The organism is Streptomyces sp. NPDC029164, from assembly GCF_055563995.1.
The window spans coordinates 78534-96646 of record NZ_JBVHWW010000003.1; the positions used below are offsets into that span (position 1 = coordinate 78534).

Genomic DNA, 18113 nt, shown 5'->3' on the forward strand with positions numbered 1-18113 from the left:
GGTGGGGCGGCGAGCGCGTGGGGTGTTCGGTTTGGCGAACAAACCCCCCCCCCCCCCCCCCCCCAGCACCCCCCCCCCCCCCCCCCCCCCCCCCCCCCGCTCCTGTCGTGGGGGCGCTCCGTCAGAACGAGGTTCAGGTGAAGGCCACCTCGTCGCCGGCCTTCAGCTTGAACTGGCAGCCGCCGACCGGGGTCGGGGTGCCGTTGGTGCCGTCGCACTTGTGCGTGCCACCGGTCGCCGCGGTGACGTCGTGCCCCTTGGTGCTGACCTTCCCCTTGAACAGCAGCCCGTCGGAGCCCTGCACGGTGCGGGACACGTTGACCGCGACCGGCCGGTCGGCGCGCGCGAGGGAGGGCGTTCTGAGATGGTGGATCACAGGTAGCCACACCGAGGAGCCGACATGTCCGGACAGTTCGAGGCGAGCGTCGAGATCGACCGGCCGGTCGAGGAGGTCTTCGCCTACCTCGCCGACGGGCGCAACGACCCTGATTTCAGCCCGCGCGTCCAGGAGATCACCAGGATCCCGGAGGGCCCCACTGCCCTCGGCACGGTCTTCCGCAGCACCGTCAAGGACGCCGGGATGAAGACCGCCCGCGAGTTCCGCATCGACGGCTTCGACCCGCCGCGCCTGATCCGCTGGACGGAGCAGAGCAAGAACCTCATCACCGCGGAGGGCGGCTACGACCTCGAAGGCCTCCCCGACGGCCGCACCCGGGTCCGGATCTTCAACACCCTGCACGGCCACGGCATCGGCAAACTGCTCGTGGGCCTCGCGGCGGGCGCCGCACGCAAGGACGCCCCCGACTTCGGCCGCCGTATCAAGGCGGCCGCGGAGGCGTCCCCCACGAACCGGTAGCGGTCCGCCGCAGGTGTCAGGCGGGCGTCAGGCCGGTGTCAGGCCGGTCAGAACCGCCCGGGCCCGGACGGGATCGGCAGCGGCTTCGACGGGGCCAGGGCCCCGCGCTGCTGCGCGCCCGGCGGGTTCTGGCAGGTCACGTCCCCGGCAGGAAGCCTGCCCGTGGTCAGGTACGCGTGGACCGGCGCGTTGGCGCAGGAGGTGGGGTCGACGAGGTACACGCCGTGACCCTCACCGCCGGCCGCCAGCACCATCCGCGAGCCCTTGAGCGCGCGGTGCAGGCCCTGGCCGCTGACGAGCGGGGTCTGTGAGTCCCACTCGTTCTGCACGGTCAGCACGTTCGCCTTCTTGTTCATCGGCGTGGCCGCCTCGACCGGCCGGTCCCAGAAGGCGCACGGCTTGATGTTGGACGCGAAGTCCCCGTGCAGCGGGTACCTGGCCTTGTCCTTCGCCGCGTCCCGCTCGTACTGCTCCGCGTAGCGGGGCCAGCTGCCGGTGTCCCCGCACACCACGGCCCAGAACACGGCGGTGCCGTTGTCCGAGGCGGGCTCGGCCGCCGCGCCGCCGGTCAGCAGCCGCTTCAGTTCCGTCAGGGTCATGCCCTCGGGCAGCGGCCTGCCCTCGGCCGCCGCCTTCAGGGCCGCGACCAGGGGGGTGGCCTGCGCCGGGTAGAAGAACACCCCGCGCGCGGCACGGATCATGTCCCCGTCGACCTTCAGGCCCTCGAGGTCGATGGGCTCCTTGTCGGCGCGCGCCACCAGCCCCCAGAACGTCTCGGACACGGCCTTCGGGCTGTCGCCCAGCCCGTACTCCGCCGACCGCTGCGCCGCCCACTGCGTCCACCGCGCGAAGGCGGGCTCGGCCTCGGTGGCCCAGACCTGCATCATGCCGCGCCAGATCAGCCGCGGGTCCACACCGCTGTCGAGCACGAAGCGGTCCGTGCGGTCCGGGAACATCTGTGAGTAGACCGCGCCGAGGTAGGTTCCGTACGAGTAGCCCAGGTACGAGAGTTGGCGCTCGCCCAGCGCCGCGCGGATCGTGTCCATGTCGCGCGCCGTGTTGCGGGTGGTGATGTACGGGAGCACCGAACCGGCCTTCTCGCGGCACTTGTCGGCGACGGTGCGGGCCCACGTCACGTCGGAGCCGAAGGTCTCCGGACGGTAGGCGCGGTCGAAGTTCTGCTCTGCCTCGTCGAGTCCGCAGGTGATCGGGGTACTGGCGCCGGCCCCGCGCGGATCGAAGCCGATGAGGTCGTACTGGTCCCGGACCTCCTTGGGCATCGCCTCGTGCATCATCAGCGGCAGGTCGAGCCCGGAACCGCCGGGGCCACCGGGGTTCAGCAGCATGGCGCCGTGCCGCTTGGCCGGGTTCTCGCTCTTGATCCGCGATATGGCGAGGTCGATCGTGCGCCCGTCGGGACGCCGGTAGTCGAGCGGCACCTTGAGCGTGGCGCACTCGTACGAGGCCGGCAGCTCGGGGCTGCAACGGTGCCAGGCGGGCTTCTGCCGCAGGTGGTCCGCGGCGGGGGCGGCCGATGCCTGGGTCGCCGAGAGCAGGGGCACGGTGGACGCGAGGAGTCCGGCGGCGGCGAGCAGTGGTGCGAAGCGTTTCAGGAGCACGAAGGCGTTCCTTTCGGTGAAGTCGCTTACGGCTCCACCTTGTTGCACGCGCAGGCCCTCCCGAATCATCCCGAAGGGTCGTGCCTTGTGCTCCTCACGAACGAGCGGAAATCAGGTCAACTGGCCGACACGCCACGGGGGTTCAGGGCCGGGTGGAGTGCTCGGCGTGTGCGGAGGGCCCGGAGGATCCGGCGCGCTCGGGGGATCCGGCGTGCTCGGAGGGGCCGGTGTGCTCGGAGGGCCCGGCGTGCGTGTCGCCCTTCTCCAGGGCGCCGCCGAGCACGCCGCGCACCACCGCCAGGGCGTCCTCCGTCCCCGCGGTGACGACCCACCGGTCTCCGACCAGGTAGAGGCCGCCGTACGTCCGGGCCTCGGTCAGCCAGGAGTGCAGACCCTGCTGGGCGGCGAAGGTGACGATGCGGTAGGGGCCGGCCGGTCCTGTCTCGCAGCCCCCCTGCCGCAACTCATCGGCCTCCACGCTCACTTCGGCGGTGCAGCCGATGGCCGCGGCGATCTCCTCGATCGAGGTGCCGCGCGGGGAGTCCGAGCTCTGCTCCGCGGACGCCGAGGTGCTGTGCGTGGCCGCCTGTCCGGCGCCGCAGCCGCCGCACAGGAGGGCCGTGAGGCACAGTGCGGCGAGGGTCGCGCGTGGCGGGCCCGTCCGCCGGGTGCGGCGGTCGGTGGACAAGGGCATGGCGACCTCTCTGGCTGGTCGGGACGGGGTCGTGGTGCCCGGGTGGGGAGGGGTCCCGGGCACCACGCGTGGAGGGGCGGGCAGGGCGGGGCGTGTGCCGGGGCGCCGGGCCGGGTGGGGCCGGGCCGGTCCCGATCCGGTCCTAGCCGGTGACCTTCGCCTTCTTGCCCTTGTCGGTGACGGCGAACCAGAGGCCCTTGTTGTTGTGGCCGCTGATGTCCCCGGGTTCCTTGTCACCGGTGAACGTATAGACAGGCCAGCAGTCGATCGTCAATTGCTCAGTGCCGTCGGGTCGCTTCACCTTGCCCACCAATTCGGCGGCAATTCCGGTCACATTTGCCTTGTCCACGGGCTCTGCGGGCTTCCAGGTGTCCGTGCAGCCGTCCACACAGCCGATTTTCATGGGCCAGGCGCTGTCCTTGTCGAACCGGTAGAGCGTCCGGCCCTCCGCGTCCGCGATGATGGGGCCGAGCTGGGCATTCTGATTGACGCTGAGTTCGTCTGTCTTCTCGGCCGCGCCGCCCGTCCCGCTGTCCGCGCCGCCGCTCTTGGCCGGAGCGGCCGGCTTCCCGTCCGGTCCCAGCACGTGCCAGGTTCCGCCGACGCCCTCGCCGAGCGAGTCGCCCGCCTTGGCGTCCTTCGCGTAGCGGTACACGGGCCATCCCGCGAGCGTCAGCTGCCGGGTGCCGTCGGCCCGGGCGACCGAGCCGAGGAGGCTCTTGTCGATGCCCTCACCTGCCGAGACGTCGTCCGCGGCCACTGCGGGCCAGGCCGTGGCGCAGTCCCCTTCGCAGTTGGACTTGGGGGGCTTGGGCGTGTCCTTGTCGAACCGGTAGAGGGTGAACCCCTCGCTGTCGGTGACGCCCGAACCGACCGTCCCGATCTCCTGTGCCTTCAGCTGCCCGGCCGGGCCGTTCTTGCCGGCCGTACCCGACGGGTCGGCCCCGGATCCGCTTCCGTATACGTCGTCGTAACCATTCCCGACCTGTTTGCTGTCGCCCACCGGCTGGACTGATGTCCCCTTTCCCGAGTAATTGTCCCCGGTGCCGCAGGCGGCCGTCAGCATCAGTACCGCGACCGCCGACCCGGCGAATATCTCACGACGCATCCTCTTCACGATCTCTCCTTCAGGTTCGGTTGCGCGTTTTCTTGCCCCCGGTAATTGATACGGGGCTCCGGACGGCCGAAGCGGAATTCCCTGGGAATTTGTCAGATCGCGCCAAGATTGAACCCGGCGCAATGGTTCAGTCCTGGATGCGCAGGGCAAGGGCCGGGCAGCGCCGCACCGCGCGCAGCGCCTTGGGCCGCAGCCGCCCCGGCACCGGCATCGACGCCTGCGCCGGAAAGCCGTCCGCGTCGAGCCGTACGACGTCGGGCAGGATGTCCACGCACAGGCCGTGGCCCCTGCACAGGGTCCAGTCCACGACCAGCCGCTCCGGACTCTCGTCCTCGGGCAGCGGCAGCGCCCCCAGCACCCGTCGGCCGCACCCGCTGCCGAGGGCGTGGTCCCGGAACTCGTCCGGGAACACGCTGAGCGCGGAGGCCACGAAGCGCGAGGTGCCGTCGGGATGGCTGCAGGCGCCGCGGCCCAGGACCGCCTTGAGCCGCGCCTCCACCATGTCGAGGGCGGTCCTGCCCCCTCCTCGGATCGCGTCCTCCAGTACGTCGGCCAGTGAGGGCAGTCCCCGTACGCACGGGCCGCACTGGCCGGCCGACTCGTTCGCCATCCAGCGGGTCACCCGTGCCACCTCGCCGGCCGGGCAGGTGTCCTCGGGCAGGGGGAGGACCGCCCCCGCCCCCAGCCGCGCGCCCAGCGAGTCGAGGGACTGCCGGGACACCTCCGCGGCGCGGGCGGACCCCGGATCGAGCCATTTGCCGTGATAGCCGCCGACCAGTACGCCCTGGCCGGGATCGGTGCCGCACAGGTCGAGGATGTACGAGAGCGCGGCCCCGGTCGGCGTCTCGACGACGGTGGTGCCGGCGACGGTCAGCAGGACGGTGCCCGGCTCGCTCGGCAGGCCGGTCGTACGGTAGTCCAGCGCGCCGAGCCGTGCGGCGACGGCGAGTTGGGCGTAGGTCTCGGTGTTGGACAGCAGGGTGGGCATGCCGCCCAGGCCCCGCTCGCTGGTCCGCACCTTCTGTCCGGACGGCAGCGTGTCACCCCCGTTGAGGCCGTTGATGTGGGCGGTTCCCTCTCCGGTGACGAACCGCTCCGGGAGCAGTGCCACCCGCACCCGGCGGCCGGCCGGGCCGCGTTCCGCGATGGCGGCCCGTACCGACTGTTCCACGTCCGTCCGGGTGACCCCCACCACGACGTCCTCGGCGGAGATCGCGGCGGCGGCCAGCAGGGCTCCGTCGAGCACCAGATGGGGGGCGTGCAGCAGAAGCGCGGTGTCCTTGAGGCAACTCGGCTCGCCCTCGCTGCCGTTGACGACCACCGCGGTCTGTCCGTCCCCGCCCCGGGCGGACCGCATGACGGCGCGCAGTTTCCGGGCGAAGGGGAAGCCCGCCCCGCCGCGGCCCCGCAGGTCGATGTTGTCGGAGAGGTCGACCAGTTCGTCCGGCCGGTACCGGGGAAGCGAGCCGTGCGCGGTCAGATGGGCGACACGGTCGAGCCTGGGTGCCTGGTCGAGCCCGGCCAGCAGCCTGGGGGCGCCCACGCAGCCCAGGCTGGGGGTCGGAAGGGCGCTCACAGCCACCGGTCCCCGGTGGCGACCTGCTCGCCGTCCGCGCCGAGGCCGCCGCCGGCCCGGCTCGGGGCGTACACGGCGGCGCGCGGTGGGTCGTCGGGCCGGGGCGGCGGCGCCGGCCGGTCGGAGGCGATCGGACGCGTACCCCGTCTGGGCCGCGGCACGGCCGCCAGCACGACGGACGGCTGTGCCGCGGTCTGTGGGCCGGCCGGCCGGGACGTCACGTCGTTCATACGGGACTTGAGGCGGAACGCGAGCACTCCGGCGACACCGGCCAGGCACAGCGCGTAGGCCGCCGTGACCCAGACGTCGGCGGGCCGGCCCGCCTTCAGCCCGTGCACCAGGGACGCGCCCCAGGCGGGATAGGCCCCGAAGTGCAGGGCCCGCCACCACAGGGAGCGGCCCTTGGTGGCGAACGCGCTGCGCACGGCACCGGATATCGCCACGGCGAGGAAGAGGTATCCGGCCAGCGAGCCGAGTCCGATCAGGACCGGCTGGCCGACGTCCGTGAACGGCACCAGCGCCGAGGCCGCCGTCGTACGCTGCTCCGCGATCTTGACCCAGATGTGGAGGGCCAGGAATCCCAGCCCCGCCACCGCGAGGCCGCGGTGCACCCCTTGGGCGAGCAGCCGGTGGCCCGAACCCAGCAGGAGCCGGTCGCTGGCCACCAGCCCCCACAGGACGGTGGAGGTGAGCGAGACGAGCGAGAGCACGCCGGCTCCGTAGTCGAGGAAGTCCCACAGCTGGGTCAGTGCGCCCGCGCGGGCGGCCACGACGAGGGAGACGACGGCCGCGGCGGCGGCGCTGATCACCCCGGGGCGCAGTCTGCCCGCGGTGGGAAGGAGGGAAGGCCGCCGGACGGCCCTCCGGCCGGCGGCCGGAGCCGTTGCCGCTGCCGCGTGACGGCTTCTGCGGCGGGCTCTGTGTGAGCGGGACATGTGAGGCTGGGGCAGGGGCATCCAGTTCTCCTGTGCGCCTGGGCTCCGAGCACTCCACCTGGCGCTCGGGCACCCGGGGGTCGTTGTGTCCTCTGTGCCCGGCAGCGCTGTGAAACTCCGCGCCGGCCGAGGGAACTTGGGGCCGGAGTGCAGCAGCATCGTGGAGCTGCACACCAGCTCCACAGGATTTATCGAAACGTGATAATTTCTCGCACCGCGTCTCCGACGCATCGAACAACACCGGAAGATTCCCCTCCAGCGGAGGTTGCGACTGGCCACCGCGCCGCCTGTCACCTACGCGTCCCGGACGGCAAAATCGCTGCAAAATTACGGGACCGTAAGTGGCCGGACCTCTCCAGGAGGGAGTACGAGGGCCGCAACTCCCGTGCCAGACAAGGATGTTGGCGCGAGGGGCAACCTCGGCGGGCTTGTCGCTCTTCCCCGGACAAGCCTCACCCCGGCACGAACGAGGAAAACGATGTGCGAACTTCTGAACCGCATCTGGTCCCGCCCGCGTGGCGAGTGGACCCGCGTCCTGCGCAAAGAACTGCCCGCGCTGGCCGCCGAGATAGTGGAGGAGCTTCTGCATGGAATTCCGGAATTTTCCGCACTTATCGATGACAACGATGCCATCGATGACGAGTTGCTCAGGCAGTGCGTGGAAGAGGCTCTCCTCACCGCGCTCGGCTACCAGGAGCAAACCCGGGAACAGACACCGGACGAGGACGAGGACCAGGACCGGGACGAGGACCCGGACGAGAGCGAGGACGACATCGCGGACACGGACATGGACATGGACACGGTTGGAGTCGGGGCCGAGACCAAGGCCGGGACCAGTGCCCGGATCAAGGCCGGAATCCCCCTCCAGAGGAACGACGAGTGCGAGGTCACGCACGAAGGCCGCTACGAGGCCGTCCGTGAGGGCGTCCGTGAGGGCGTCCGTGAGGGCGGCCGCGCGGGTGACTGTGCGGGTGACCGTGCACGCGAGGATCTCTTCAAGGCGCTCACCGACGACCGGGCCGCTTCCGAGAGTTCCCTCGTCGAGCTCGCCGAGGCGGCCGGCTGGCCCCTCCCGCCCGCCGTACGGGCCATCGTGCCGGCCTCGCCCGTCGAGGCCCAACAGCTCGCCGCCGTACTGGCCGACGCCCTCACCGGCACGTTCGCGGGCCGGCCTTGCCTGCTGGTGCCCAGTCTCGACCCGGACACCCGCGCGCCTCTGGACCAGCTGCTCCGCGGCCGGTTCGCCGCCGTGGGCCACGCGGTCCCGCTCCGGGACACGGCCTCCTCGCTGCGCTGGGCACTGCGCCTGTTCGCCCTGACGCCCGCCCGCCCGGGCCTGGAACTCCGGGCCGTGTTCGTGGACGACCACCTCTCGACCCTGCTGCTGCTCCAGGACGAACCGCTCGCCCACGCGCTGGCCGCCCGGTGGCTGCGGCCGCTGGCCGACCTGACCCCGCGCCAGAGCGAGCGATTGGAGGTGACCCTCCTCGCCTGGCTGGAGGGCGGCGGCGCCCCCGAGGCCGCCAAAGCCCTGAGCGTGCACCCGCAGACCGTGCGCTACCGGATGCGCCAGCTGGAGAAGCTCTTCGGCACCGGCCTGCGCGACCCCCGTACCCGTTTCGAACTGGAGATGGCCCTGCGCAGTCGCCGGCTGATGGCCCAGGTGCGACGCCAGCACTCGCGCGTGACCCGCAGGGCGGCGCGCGTGATCACCGCGGACTTCACCCCCGTCGTCGTCGGGCGCATGGCCCGTGTCAACGGCCTCTGAAAGCCCCCTGACAGCCCCCGAAAGCCCTCTGAAAGGCTCTGAACGGCCTCTGCACCGCAAGCAGTCCGGCCCGGCCCCGTCGTCACGGGGCCGGGCCGGACTGTTGTGTGCGGTGTTGGCCCGAAGTCGGCTCCGGGCCAACACCTTTCCCGGGGCGGGCGCGGTGGTGGGGGTGAGGAGCGCCCGGCCCGGGAGCGGAAGGGCCCGTACAGGCCCGGATCCCGAGGGAACCGGACCGGTACGGACCAGGGTGGGTCAGCGGCAGGTGCGCCCTTCGTTGATGCAGCTCACGGCCTTGTTCATCAGGCCGTTCGACATCACGTTGATGAAGTCGTCGTGGTCGGTCACCGGCTTGTGCAGCTGCTCGGGGAAGCTGTCCACGGCGATGCGGGCACCCGGCGCCACCCCGTACGTGAGGCGCATCACGAGCTGCGGAATGGCCTTGAAGCCCTGCTGGCAGCGGCCGTTCTTGTCCGGGAAGGCCACGTGTGTCCGGTGGTTGGCGCTGTCGACGTTCCGGCCGTCCCAGCAGCTCTGGAAGGTGAAGGTGCGCACCACGTCGCTGCCCTTGGGGCAGACCGGGTACTTGTCCTTCAACTGGCGGTTCTCGAAGCCGGTGCAGCTCCACGAGGCGTTGGCGTTGGCGTTGCCGTTCGTGAGGGCCTTGGCGTCACCGGTGATGATGCGCAGGAATCGGGGCATCGCGGTGACCTTGCCGACGGGGCTGCCCTTGAAGGTGATCGACACCTGCTTCGGCTTGAGGATGGTGCCGACGTTGGCGTCCTGGCCGCCGCCGGGAGCCTTGGCGTCCCGCTCCGTCTTGCCGTCGCGCAGTCGCAGTACGGGCCAGTAGTAGCTCGACTGGTCGCCGTTCCCACAGGTGGTGCCGGACGCGGCGAGGCTGTCGTTGGTGGAGAAGGCGTCGGTGGTCTCGTTGCCCACGTAATCGTGCATGTGGTGGGCGCCGTTGGAGACACCGGGGGCGACGATCACGTTGTCGGGGTTGAAGTGGCCGTTCTCGTTGCGGCCGCACTGAGAGCTGAAGGACCCCTTGGAGGCGTTCCCCGCGGCGGCGGGGGTGCGTACGTTCGGCTTGACCTTGGTGATGTTGACGAAATCGCTCTTCGCGGGACCGCCCTTCTGCCCGCCGGCGCCGCTCTTGGCGGCGGCGCTCAGATTGCCCCCGCCGCCCGCTTCGGCGTCGTTCGCGACGGGCGCCTCCTTCATCGTGCAGCCGCCCAACGCCTTTATGTCCTGCGGGGGTTGGCCACCGCGGCCGATCGCGTCGGCCATGCCGGAGATGGTCTTGTCCCGCTGTTGCCTGAGCTCACCGAGGAGGGCATCGCCCTTCGCCTCGCCGGCGGCGAGCCGCCGGTAGGCGTCGGCGACCTGGTCGTCCAGCTTGGCGAGACCCTCGTCCACCTCGGTCTTGGCCTGGTCGGGCACGGCGGTGAGCTTCTCCCCGACGTCGGGACAGTCGATGGTGGCCGCCAGCTTCGTCGTGCGGTCGCCCTCCTGGCCCGCGGACGCGTTCCCGGCGACGATGGCGACCCCGCCACCGCCCAGCACGAGGGCGGACACCACAGCCAGGAGCTTGTTCGACAACCGGGGGCGTTTGTGGCCCTTTTGACTCATGCGATCACTTCACTTCGTCGTTCGGACATTGTCGGAGAGCGTGTCGAAGTCGACCAGTCCGCTGTCTTCGAGGACCGTGATGTGGTCCAGGACCGTGGCGTTGGCGGACGTGGCGAGGGCTCGCACCATGGAGTTGCGGGTCTGCGCCCGAATCCCGGCCAGCAGTGCGAAGACCTTTCCGTGCGCTCGGCGCAGCAGCTGGACGAACAATCGCTCGTACTCGTCCCCCTTGGCGCGGGTCAGCTGGCCCAGCCAGTCCTGCTGCTGCGCGGACGGCTGGTTGGGCAGATCGACGCCGAGGGCCTGGCCGACCTGGATGACCTGCCGGTCCAGCTCGGTGTGGCCGTCGACGAGGTGCTCCCCGGCCGTGCGGATCGCGGGGCGCGACCCGCGCTGCTGGGCCTGCCGTCCTGCGGGCAGTTCCCACAGCCCGGCGAGCCGTACCTTGCGGACGAAGTCGCGGTCCGCGGCCGTCAGCGGCCCGTACGCCGTGCTCATCGTCCCGCCGCCGTCGTCGTCGCCCGCCGCCGGACCCGCGACGGCGGCCGAGGCGGTGCTGCCGAATCGGTCCACGGGTATCAGCAGGGCGATCAGGGTGAGGGCAAGCGCGGTGATGACGACACCGCTTCCGATCGTGTATCTCGTGGCCACTGACAAGCTGCTGAAGGATCTCCGCCGCAATGACAGCACTGTGCCTCCTCGCTCCATGGGCCGGGAAAGTGGCGGGGCAGGAGGGGCCGCACGTGCCGTGCGGTGCACACCCGCATTCCCGGGGGTGTCACGGGACGCTAGTGCAGGCGTGGCGCGACTGCGGGAGGACATCACCATCGGACAAACATCCCGGCGGTCCCGCGAAGGGCTGCTATCTTGCCCCGGCCCGCGCACCGGCGGGCCGCGGCCCCGGATCAGCGGGCAGACGTGTCCACGAGGTGGTCGAAGGCCAGGCCGCCGGAGTCCTCCCCGCGTCCCGCGCCGCGGCGGGCGCCGAGCAGCCGACCGCCTGGCCGCCCCGGCCCCGGGTGCGGTTGAACGCCACCGTCAACCGCGAGCCGGACTGCGGGACTTCCTCCTCGTTCACGTAGTAGGCCAGGGGCCGGGCGGGGGCGCAAGGTCGAGTCCCGGCCGCAGCAGCTTCGTCCGGGGCTGTACCGCGTGGTTCATCGCCTCGTACGCGACCGGTGCGAGCGGGCCGGTCCGCCCCGGGCGGCGGATCGAGGCGCAGCCGGTGCGCGAGGCTCTCGGCGGAGAGCTCGCTGCCCCGGCGCGGCTCGCCGGCTCCTCGCTGTCCCGCAGCGCGGCCCGCGGCAGCAGCGCGGACACAAGGGGGTGGCGCTGGTGGGACGTCCCCGAGGGGTCGAGGACGCGGTGATCCTGCGCGCCGCGGCCCAGGTCATGGGCCGGGTCGGGCCGGCCGGGCTCACGCTGGCCGCCGTGGCGCGCGAGGTCGGGCTGGTGCCCGGCACCCTCGTGCAGCCCTTCGGATCGAAGCGCGCCCTCCTCCTGGCCCTCGCCGACCAGTCCGCGAAGGACACCGGTGAACGGGCCGGCCGGGTGCGCCGGGAGCACGCCTCGGCGCTCGGAGCCCTGGCGGCGCTCACGGCGGAATCGGTGGCCGGGATGGACACGCCGGAGACCTTCCCCCATCATCGGGCGTTCCTCTGCATGGACCTCGCCGATCCGCAGCTCTACGAGCACGCCCTGGCCGTGCACCAGGCCCAGGGGCGGGCGGTCGAGGAGCTGCTGGCGGAGGCGGCGGACAGCGGTGAGCTGCGCGCCGGGACGGATGTCGCGGCGCCGGCCCGCACCGTGCAGGCGATCACCGCCGGGGCGGGCCTGACCTGGGCGCCGGGTGATGTTCCGTCAAGCTCCGTTGTCAGTGCCTCCCCATAGTGTGGATACATCACTCGGGGAGCCTCGAAAAGGAGCACAGAGATGTCCGCCAACAAAATCCAGCACAAGGTGAACCACGTCGCGCTGGTAGTGGACAGTTCAGGTTCCATGCACCAGCACCAGAGTCAACTCATTCGCGTCGTGGACGAGTTCGTGGCGGGCCTGAAGGCGGAATCGGACAGCCTCGGTCACGAGACCCGGATCAGCCTCTATTCCTTCGACCACAGGGTGGAGAATCTGGTCTGGGACATGGACGTGAAGCACCTTCCGTCCATGCGGGGCCTGTACAAGGTCAACAATGGCGCCACGGCCCTGATCGAAGCCTCCGTGAAGTCCCTGGACGACCTGGGACACATCTGGGAGGAGTACGGCGAGCACAGCTTCCTCCAGATCGTGGTGACGGACGGCGAGGAGAACGCCTCCGGCGGCGACCGGCGGCACGACGGCGACATGACCATCCTCGGCCCCTGGCTCGACCGGATCGCGGCGAAGATGGGCGCCCTGCCGGGCCACTGGACCTCCGCGATCCTGGTCCCCAACTCCCTGGCGAAGCGCACCGCGCAGAACTACGGCTTCCCGGCCGGCAACATCGCCATCTGGGACGCGGATTCCCAGGAGGGCGTCGAGGAGGCGATCGGCACCGTACGCGCCGCCGCCACCAGCTTCCTCCGAGGGCGCGAGCAGGGCGTGCGCGGCACGAAGAACCTCTTCGCGGTCGGCCAGGACATCTCGGTCGACGACGTCCGGGCGAACCTCGAACCGGTCCCGGCCGACAAGTACCGCCTCCTGAAGGTCGACACGGAGGTCGAGATCCGGTCCTTCGTCGATTCGCACCCGGGCGTGACGTACGAACGCGGATCCTGCTACTACCAGCTGGGCACCCGGGTCCAGGTCCAGCCCGACAAGGAAGTCATCGTCGTCGAGAAGGACACGGACCGCGCCTACACGGGCGACGCCGCCCGTAGCCTTCTCTTCGGCACGGGAATCCAGGGAACGGTCTCGGTAAAGGCGGGCCGAAATCCCAAGTTGGAGGTCTACGTGCAGAGCCGTTCGGTGAACAGGAAGCTCAAGCCGAAGACCCGTCTGCTCATCATGCTCTGAAAGGAAGGCGAGAAGCCTTCTGTTCCCATACGGAACCCACGCGTTCGACGGCTCTCCGATGTTCACGCTGGACCTCACCCGACCATTCGAGGAATGGGCGCGAGGGCCGAGCGCGCGGGCGGCCCGGACAACGCTCCGCATGCTCGGGCCCGCCGGGATCAGGGTGTGCGAGGAGCAGGTGTAGTCGGTCGGCCCGGCGCGGCCGGGCGGAGCCGACGGCGCTCCCCCCCGGCAGGCGCCAGCCGGGAGGGTGGTTCCCGCCGGCGGATGCGAGGGGATCCGCGCGCGCCGGATCAAGGGGGCTTACGGTCGGTCTCGGGCGGTCCCCTCCGGGCCGCACGACACGTCCAGGTAAGAGGTCGAACCTTCATGACGCTCAGCATCCGCAACCAGATCGCAGGCACCGTCACCGCCGTCACCGTCGGCGAGGCCATGGCGACGGTCAAGGTCCGACTGGACGGAGGGCAGGAGATCACCGCGGCCATCACCGCCGACGCCGTCAAGGACCTCGGCCTCAGCTCGGGCTCCGGTGTGAAGGCGCTCGTCAAGGCCACCGAGGTGGCCCTGGCCACCGGCCCGGTCGAGAACATCTCCATCCGCAACCAGCTCACCGGCACGGTCTCCGACGTCGCCACCGGCCCGGCCATGGCCGCCGTGAAGGTGAACGTGAACGGCGGTCACCTGACCGCGGCCGTCACCGCCGACGCGGTCGACGCGCTCGGGCTGTCCGCCGGCTCGCCGGTCGTCGCGCTGATCAAGTCGACCGAGATCTCCCTCGCCACCGCCTGATCCACGGTCAGAGGTCAGGCGCCGCCAGGGCGCCGAACCACACGTGCGTGACGGCGCTGACGTAGCGCGCCCCGCACCGGTCTGAGGGGACCACCAGCTGCGCCCCCGCCTCGTCGAGGTCCTCCCCGTCGAGGCGGGTGGCGAGCAGCACCGGGCTGTCGCCGAAGTCCTCGTCGAGCTCGGCCCAGGCGAGGACGGTGTGGTGCCCGTCCCCGCCGCTGACGGCGAGCAGGAACCGCGAGCGGTCCTTGCGCCGCCGCGCGTCGAAGGCGGGGCCGGCCCCCGCGACCACGTCACGCAGCAGCGCGCCCTCGAACACATGGTGCTGTGGGCCGTTGGTGGCGCAGTCGAACACCACCTCCATGCGGTACTGGGCCCATTCCCGCAGGTCCGCGACGCTCAGGGTCGCCGGGTGGTCCAGGTCTCCGTGCAACATGAGTTTGGCCATACGGGTCCGATGCCCGGACTTCGTCATCGTGGAAACGCATCTGCCGCCCCTATCTCACTATGTGGCTTGCACTTGTGCGAGGTTTCCCCCTCGTGGGCTTGCATTCTCTGCCAGACCACGTCCCGCGTCACCGGCATTTCCGTGAACCGCACCCCCGTCGCGTCGCGCAGGGCGTTCGCGAAGGCCGGGGCCACCGGGTTGAAGGGGCTCTCGGACATGGACTTCGCGCCCAGCGGGCCGATCGCGTCCGAGGTCTCCATGAAGTGCACCTCGGTGCGCGGGACATCGGCGTACTGCGGGAGGCGGTAGCGGCGGAACGCCGCCGTGGTCACCTCCCCGCGCTCGTCCACCCGTACCGTCTCGAAGAGGGTCGCGCCCAGCGCCTGGGCCACACCGCCCTCCACCTGGCCGCGGCACTGCATCGGGTTCATGACCTTGCCGGCGTCCGCCGCGTGCACGCTGCGCAGGATCTTCATCTCGCCGGTGCCGGGGTCCACCGCCAGCCGGAACCACTGGGCGTTGAAGGCGACCGAGCGCGGGGAGCCGCCCCAGTGGCCGTCCGCCGCGATCTCGTCGAGGCTGCCCTTGTCGTACGCGGCCTCGTACAGCTCCTTGAGGGTCACGGTCCGGCCCGCGCAGTCGAAGGCCTCGGCCTCCAGCGTGCACAGGTGGCGGGCGACGCCCGTGTGCCGGGCCGCGAAGGTCTGGAGGCGCTCCGCGAGGGAACCGGCCGCCAGCATCACGGCCTTGCCCGCCACCACCGTGCCGGCCGAGCCGAAGGCGCCCGTGTCGTGGCGGACGACGTCCGTGTCCGACTGGCGGACCGTGATCCGGTCGACGGTGGTGTTCAGCGCGCCGGCGGTGATCTGCTTGTGGACGGTGGTGGTGCCGTTGCCGAACTCCGCCGTGCCCACCGCGATGTCGTACGTGCCGTCGCGCAGCAGGCTGACCCACGCGTCGGCGAAGTGGCCGCCCGGGGGGCCGGTCGCGATCATCGCGACCGCCGAGCCGGTGCCGGTGAGCCAGCCCTCCGGCACGTCCTCGTGGCTGCGGTCCTCGGCGATGGCCTTGCGGACGACGTCCATGCACTGCTTCATCCCGTACGAGGCGATGAAGAGGTCCTCCTCGTGGCCGATCGGGGTCACCATGTGGTCGCCGGCGCCGATGACGTTCTTCTCGCGGAGCACGAGCGGGTCCATGCCGAGCCTGAGGGCGAGCTCGTCCATCGCCGATTCGAGGGCGAACAGGACCTGGCCCAGGCCGTAGCCGCGGAAGGCGCCCGCCGGTACGCCGTTGGTGTAGACGGAGTACGCCTCCACCTCCTTGTTCGGCGCCTTGTAGACGGCGAAGGACTCGCCGACGCTGTGGAACATGACGGCCGGGCCGTGGTTTCCGTAGGCGCCGGTGTTGGAGAGCACGCGGATGCGGAGCGCGGTGAGGGTGCCGTCCGCCTTGGCCCCGATCTTGATGGTGATCTTGAAGGGGTGGCGGGTGGTGGCCCCGTGGAACTGCTCGGCCCGGGTGAATTCGAGTTTCACCGGGCGCCGCAGCTTCAGGGCGGCGAGGACCACGATGTCCTCGGTGAGCATCTCCTGCTTGCCGCCGAACCCGCCGCCCACGCGGCCCGCGACGACGCGGACCTCGTCCTCGTTCAGGTCGTAGAGCGCGCACAGCGCCCGCCGGGTCAGGAACGGCGCCTGGGTGGAGGAGCGGACGGTGATGCGCTCGCCGTCGCCCTCCTCCTTGGGCTCGAAGTACGCGACGCTGCCGTGGGTCTCCAGGCTGGCGTGCTGCACGCGCTGGGTGTGGAAGGTCTCCTCGTAGACCACGTCGGCCTCCGCGTAACCCTTCTCCATGTCGCCGATCGTGTGGTGGACCTCGCCGCACACGTTGTTCTCGGCGCGGAAGATCCCCGACTCGGGGCCCTTGGGGTGGAGGACGGGGGCGCCCGGCAGCATGGCCTCCTCCGGGTCGACGACGTACGGGAGTTCCTCGTACGTGACGACCACGCGGCGGCAGCCCTCCTCGGCGGCCTGCTCGCTCGTCGCGACCACGGCGGCCACGCGCTGGCCGACGAAGCGGACCACGTCGTCCAGGACGCGGGTGTCCATCGGGTCCTCGGTGGGATGCTCGTGCCGGGCGGAGGAGTACAGCCGGTCGGGGGCGTCGTGGTGGGTGAACACGGCGTGCACGCCGGGGACCTGGAGGGCGTCGGTGGTGTCGATGGAGAGGATGCGGGCGTGCGGGTGCGGGGAGCGCAGCAGCTTCATGTGCAGCAGCCCCGGTACCTCGACGTCGAAGGTGTAGCGGGCGGTGCCGGTGACGACCTGGGGTCCGGCGGGGGCGCCGATGCTCTTGCCCACCGCCTGGCCCGCGCAGGGGCTCTCGGTGTGCTTGACCCCGCGCACGGCGTCCTCGATGGCGCGGTAGCCGGTACAGCGGCAGATGTTGCCCTTGAAGGCGCGCGGGAGGTCGTCGAGCTTGCCGTCGTCGTGGGCGGTGCCCTGCTCGGCCTGGAGGGCGGCGGTGGTCATCAGGAAGCCGGCGGTGCAGAAACCGCACTGGAAGCCCTGGGCGTCGAGGAACTGCCGCTGGGCGGGGTGCAGCTCGCCGCCCTCCTTGGCCAGGCCCTCGACGGTGGTCACCGAGCGGCCCTCGGCGCGGACGGCGGGATAGAGGCAGGAGTGCACCGGCTGCCCGTCCACGTGTACGGTGCAGGCCCCGCAGTCGCCCTGGTCGCAGCCCTTCTTCACGCCGAACCAGCCGCGCTCGCGCAGGTAGGTGCGCAGGCACTGGCCCGCTCGCGGCTCCTCCTCGAAGCGCTGCTTGTTGATCTCGATCTCGTAGCTCATCGGGAAGCCTCCTCGGGCGTGAGTTCGCGACGGATCTCCTCCGCCAGGCGCAGCGCCATGTGCCGCCGCCAGGCGGGCAGGCCGTGGATGTCGTCGAACCACTCCTCGGGCCGGACGGCTTCGTCGACGGCCTCGCGCAGCTCGGCGGCCGTGGGCGGCAGCGCGAACCAGAAGCGGAAGGGTCGCGCGGTGGCCGCGGTGACCGTGACCGTGAGGGAGCCGTCGGCGGGGTCGGACGCGCCGATCACGAGGGCGCCGGAGCGCCCGAGCCCGTAGAGCGAGGCCTGCCGGAAGGCCGTACGGGAATCCAGGGCGCGCGCGGGCAGCCGCACCGAGCGCAGCAGCTCGCCGTCCTTCAGGTCCTTGACCCCGGCGCCGAGGACGAAGTCGGAGACCGGGAGGCGGCGGGTGGCGCCGTCCTGGCCCTGGAGGAGGACGGTGCCGTCGAGGGCCGCGGTGAGGGAGATCATCGGGCCGGCGGGCAGGCCGTTGCAGAGGTTCCCGCCGACCGTGGCCATGTTCCAGATCTTGAAGCTGGCGAGGAAGGCGCGGCAGCACTGCTCGAAGAGCGGGGCGGCGGTGGTCGGCAGGGTCCGGGCGAACCGCGACAGCTCGGTGATGGTGCAGGTCGCGGCGATGTCGAGGGAGCCGTCGGGCTGCCAGGACAGGGGCGGCCAGCCCATCCGGGAGAGGTCGACCAGGCGGCGGATGTGCGGCTGTGGCTCGGAGAAGAGGTACGTACCGCCGCCGAGCCAGGCGTCGCCGGGACGCCAGGGTTCGCGGCGCCGCGCGTCGCGTACGTCGAGCACTGTGTTGAGGTCCAATTCGCGCCA

The 18113-nt window shown here is 71.3% G+C and carries 16 protein-coding genes; 5 read left to right on the forward strand and 11 right to left on the reverse strand.

The genetic code is table 11. The features are described from left to right. Window positions 1-133: 133 nt before the first annotated feature. Window positions 134-376 (reverse strand): hypothetical protein, encoded by a 243-nt coding sequence (locus tag ACZ4VT_RS04485; protein ID WP_467946528.1) that lies wholly within the window; start codon window positions 374-376, stop codon window positions 134-136. Window positions 377-400: 24 nt separating this feature from the next. Between ACZ4VT_RS04485 and ACZ4VT_RS04490 the strand changes: the two genes are divergently transcribed. Beyond that, the gene (locus tag ACZ4VT_RS04490) at window positions 401-856 is read left to right on the forward strand and encodes an SRPBCC family protein (RefSeq protein WP_467946529.1); all 456 of its coding nucleotides are present in this window, start codon (window positions 401-403) and stop codon (window positions 854-856) included. 47 nt (window positions 857-903) lie between these two features. Here the strand turns inward: ACZ4VT_RS04490 and ACZ4VT_RS04495 are convergent, their stop codons facing one another. The 5 genes from ACZ4VT_RS04495 to ACZ4VT_RS04515 form a co-directional block, all read right to left on the reverse strand. After that, a complete protein-coding gene (locus ACZ4VT_RS04495; RefSeq protein WP_467946531.1) occupies window positions 904-2475 on the reverse strand; it encodes an alpha/beta fold hydrolase in 1572 nt (523 codons plus the stop codon). 142 nt (window positions 2476-2617) lie between these two features. Further along, entirely contained in the window at window positions 2618-3169 is a 552-nt protein-coding gene (locus ACZ4VT_RS04500) for a hypothetical protein (RefSeq protein ID WP_467946532.1), read from the reverse strand. A gap of 142 nt (window positions 3170-3311) precedes the next feature. Continuing rightward, on the reverse strand, window positions 3312-4277 hold the full coding sequence (locus ACZ4VT_RS04505; RefSeq protein WP_467946832.1) for an SCO0930 family lipoprotein: 966 nt from the start codon (window positions 4275-4277) through the stop codon (window positions 3312-3314). A 136-nt stretch (window positions 4278-4413) separates the two neighbouring features. Further along, window positions 4414-5829, reverse strand: coding sequence for an NADH-ubiquinone oxidoreductase-F iron-sulfur binding region domain-containing protein (locus tag ACZ4VT_RS04510; protein ID WP_467946534.1), 1416 nt, complete (start codon window positions 5827-5829; stop codon window positions 4414-4416). Between the two features lie 29 nt (window positions 5830-5858). After that, window positions 5859-6671, reverse strand: a complete 813-nt coding sequence (locus ACZ4VT_RS04515; protein ID WP_467946536.1) for a hypothetical protein — start codon at window positions 6669-6671, stop codon at window positions 5859-5861. 604 nt (window positions 6672-7275) lie between these two features. Between ACZ4VT_RS04515 and ACZ4VT_RS04520 the strand changes: the two genes are divergently transcribed. Then, on the forward strand, window positions 7276-8565 hold the full coding sequence (locus tag ACZ4VT_RS04520; RefSeq protein ID WP_467946538.1) for a PucR family transcriptional regulator: 1290 nt from the start codon (window positions 7276-7278) through the stop codon (window positions 8563-8565). Between the two features lie 255 nt (window positions 8566-8820). Here the strand turns inward: ACZ4VT_RS04520 and ACZ4VT_RS04525 are convergent, their stop codons facing one another. Then, window positions 8821-10200 (reverse strand): DUF1996 domain-containing protein, encoded by a 1380-nt coding sequence (locus tag ACZ4VT_RS04525; protein ID WP_467946540.1) that lies wholly within the window; start codon window positions 10198-10200, stop codon window positions 8821-8823. A 9-nt stretch (window positions 10201-10209) separates the two neighbouring features. Beyond that, window positions 10210-10851 carry a DUF4142 domain-containing protein gene (locus ACZ4VT_RS04530; protein WP_467946541.1) on the reverse strand — a complete coding sequence of 214 codons (642 nt, stop codon included), beginning with the start codon at window positions 10849-10851 and terminating at the stop codon, window positions 10210-10212. A 684-nt stretch (window positions 10852-11535) separates the two neighbouring features. Here ACZ4VT_RS04530 and ACZ4VT_RS04535 point away from each other — a divergent pair. The 3 genes from ACZ4VT_RS04535 (at window position 11536) to ACZ4VT_RS04545 (ending at window position 13980) form a co-directional block, all read left to right on the forward strand. Next, window positions 11536-12090 carry a TetR/AcrR family transcriptional regulator gene (locus ACZ4VT_RS04535; protein WP_467946543.1) on the forward strand — a complete coding sequence of 185 codons (555 nt, stop codon included), beginning with the start codon at window positions 11536-11538 and terminating at the stop codon, window positions 12088-12090. A gap of 42 nt (window positions 12091-12132) precedes the next feature. Beyond that, on the forward strand, window positions 12133-13191 hold the full coding sequence (locus ACZ4VT_RS04540; protein WP_467946544.1) for a vWA domain-containing protein: 1059 nt from the start codon (window positions 12133-12135) through the stop codon (window positions 13189-13191). A gap of 369 nt (window positions 13192-13560) precedes the next feature. Continuing rightward, on the forward strand, window positions 13561-13980 hold the full coding sequence (locus tag ACZ4VT_RS04545; RefSeq protein ID WP_467946546.1) for a TOBE domain-containing protein: 420 nt from the start codon (window positions 13561-13563) through the stop codon (window positions 13978-13980). A gap of 7 nt (window positions 13981-13987) precedes the next feature. On the opposite strand, the gene ACZ4VT_RS04550 is transcribed toward ACZ4VT_RS04545, so the two are convergent. From ACZ4VT_RS04550 to ACZ4VT_RS04560, 3 genes are read right to left on the reverse strand one after another with little or no spacing between them, the layout of a single operon-like run. Further along, window positions 13988-14416, reverse strand: coding sequence for a molybdopterin-dependent oxidoreductase (locus ACZ4VT_RS04550; RefSeq protein ID WP_467946548.1), 429 nt, complete (start codon window positions 14414-14416; stop codon window positions 13988-13990). 35 nt (window positions 14417-14451) lie between these two features. Further along, window positions 14452-17280, reverse strand: coding sequence for a molybdopterin-dependent oxidoreductase (locus ACZ4VT_RS04555; RefSeq protein WP_467946550.1), 2829 nt, complete (start codon window positions 17278-17280; stop codon window positions 14452-14454). Next, a complete protein-coding gene (locus ACZ4VT_RS04560) occupies window positions 17277-18104 on the reverse strand; it encodes an FAD binding domain-containing protein (RefSeq protein WP_467946552.1) in 828 nt (275 codons plus the stop codon). Before ACZ4VT_RS04560 ends, ACZ4VT_RS04555 begins: the two co-directional genes overlap by 4 nt. Between the last annotated feature and the right edge of the window lie 9 nt (window positions 18105-18113).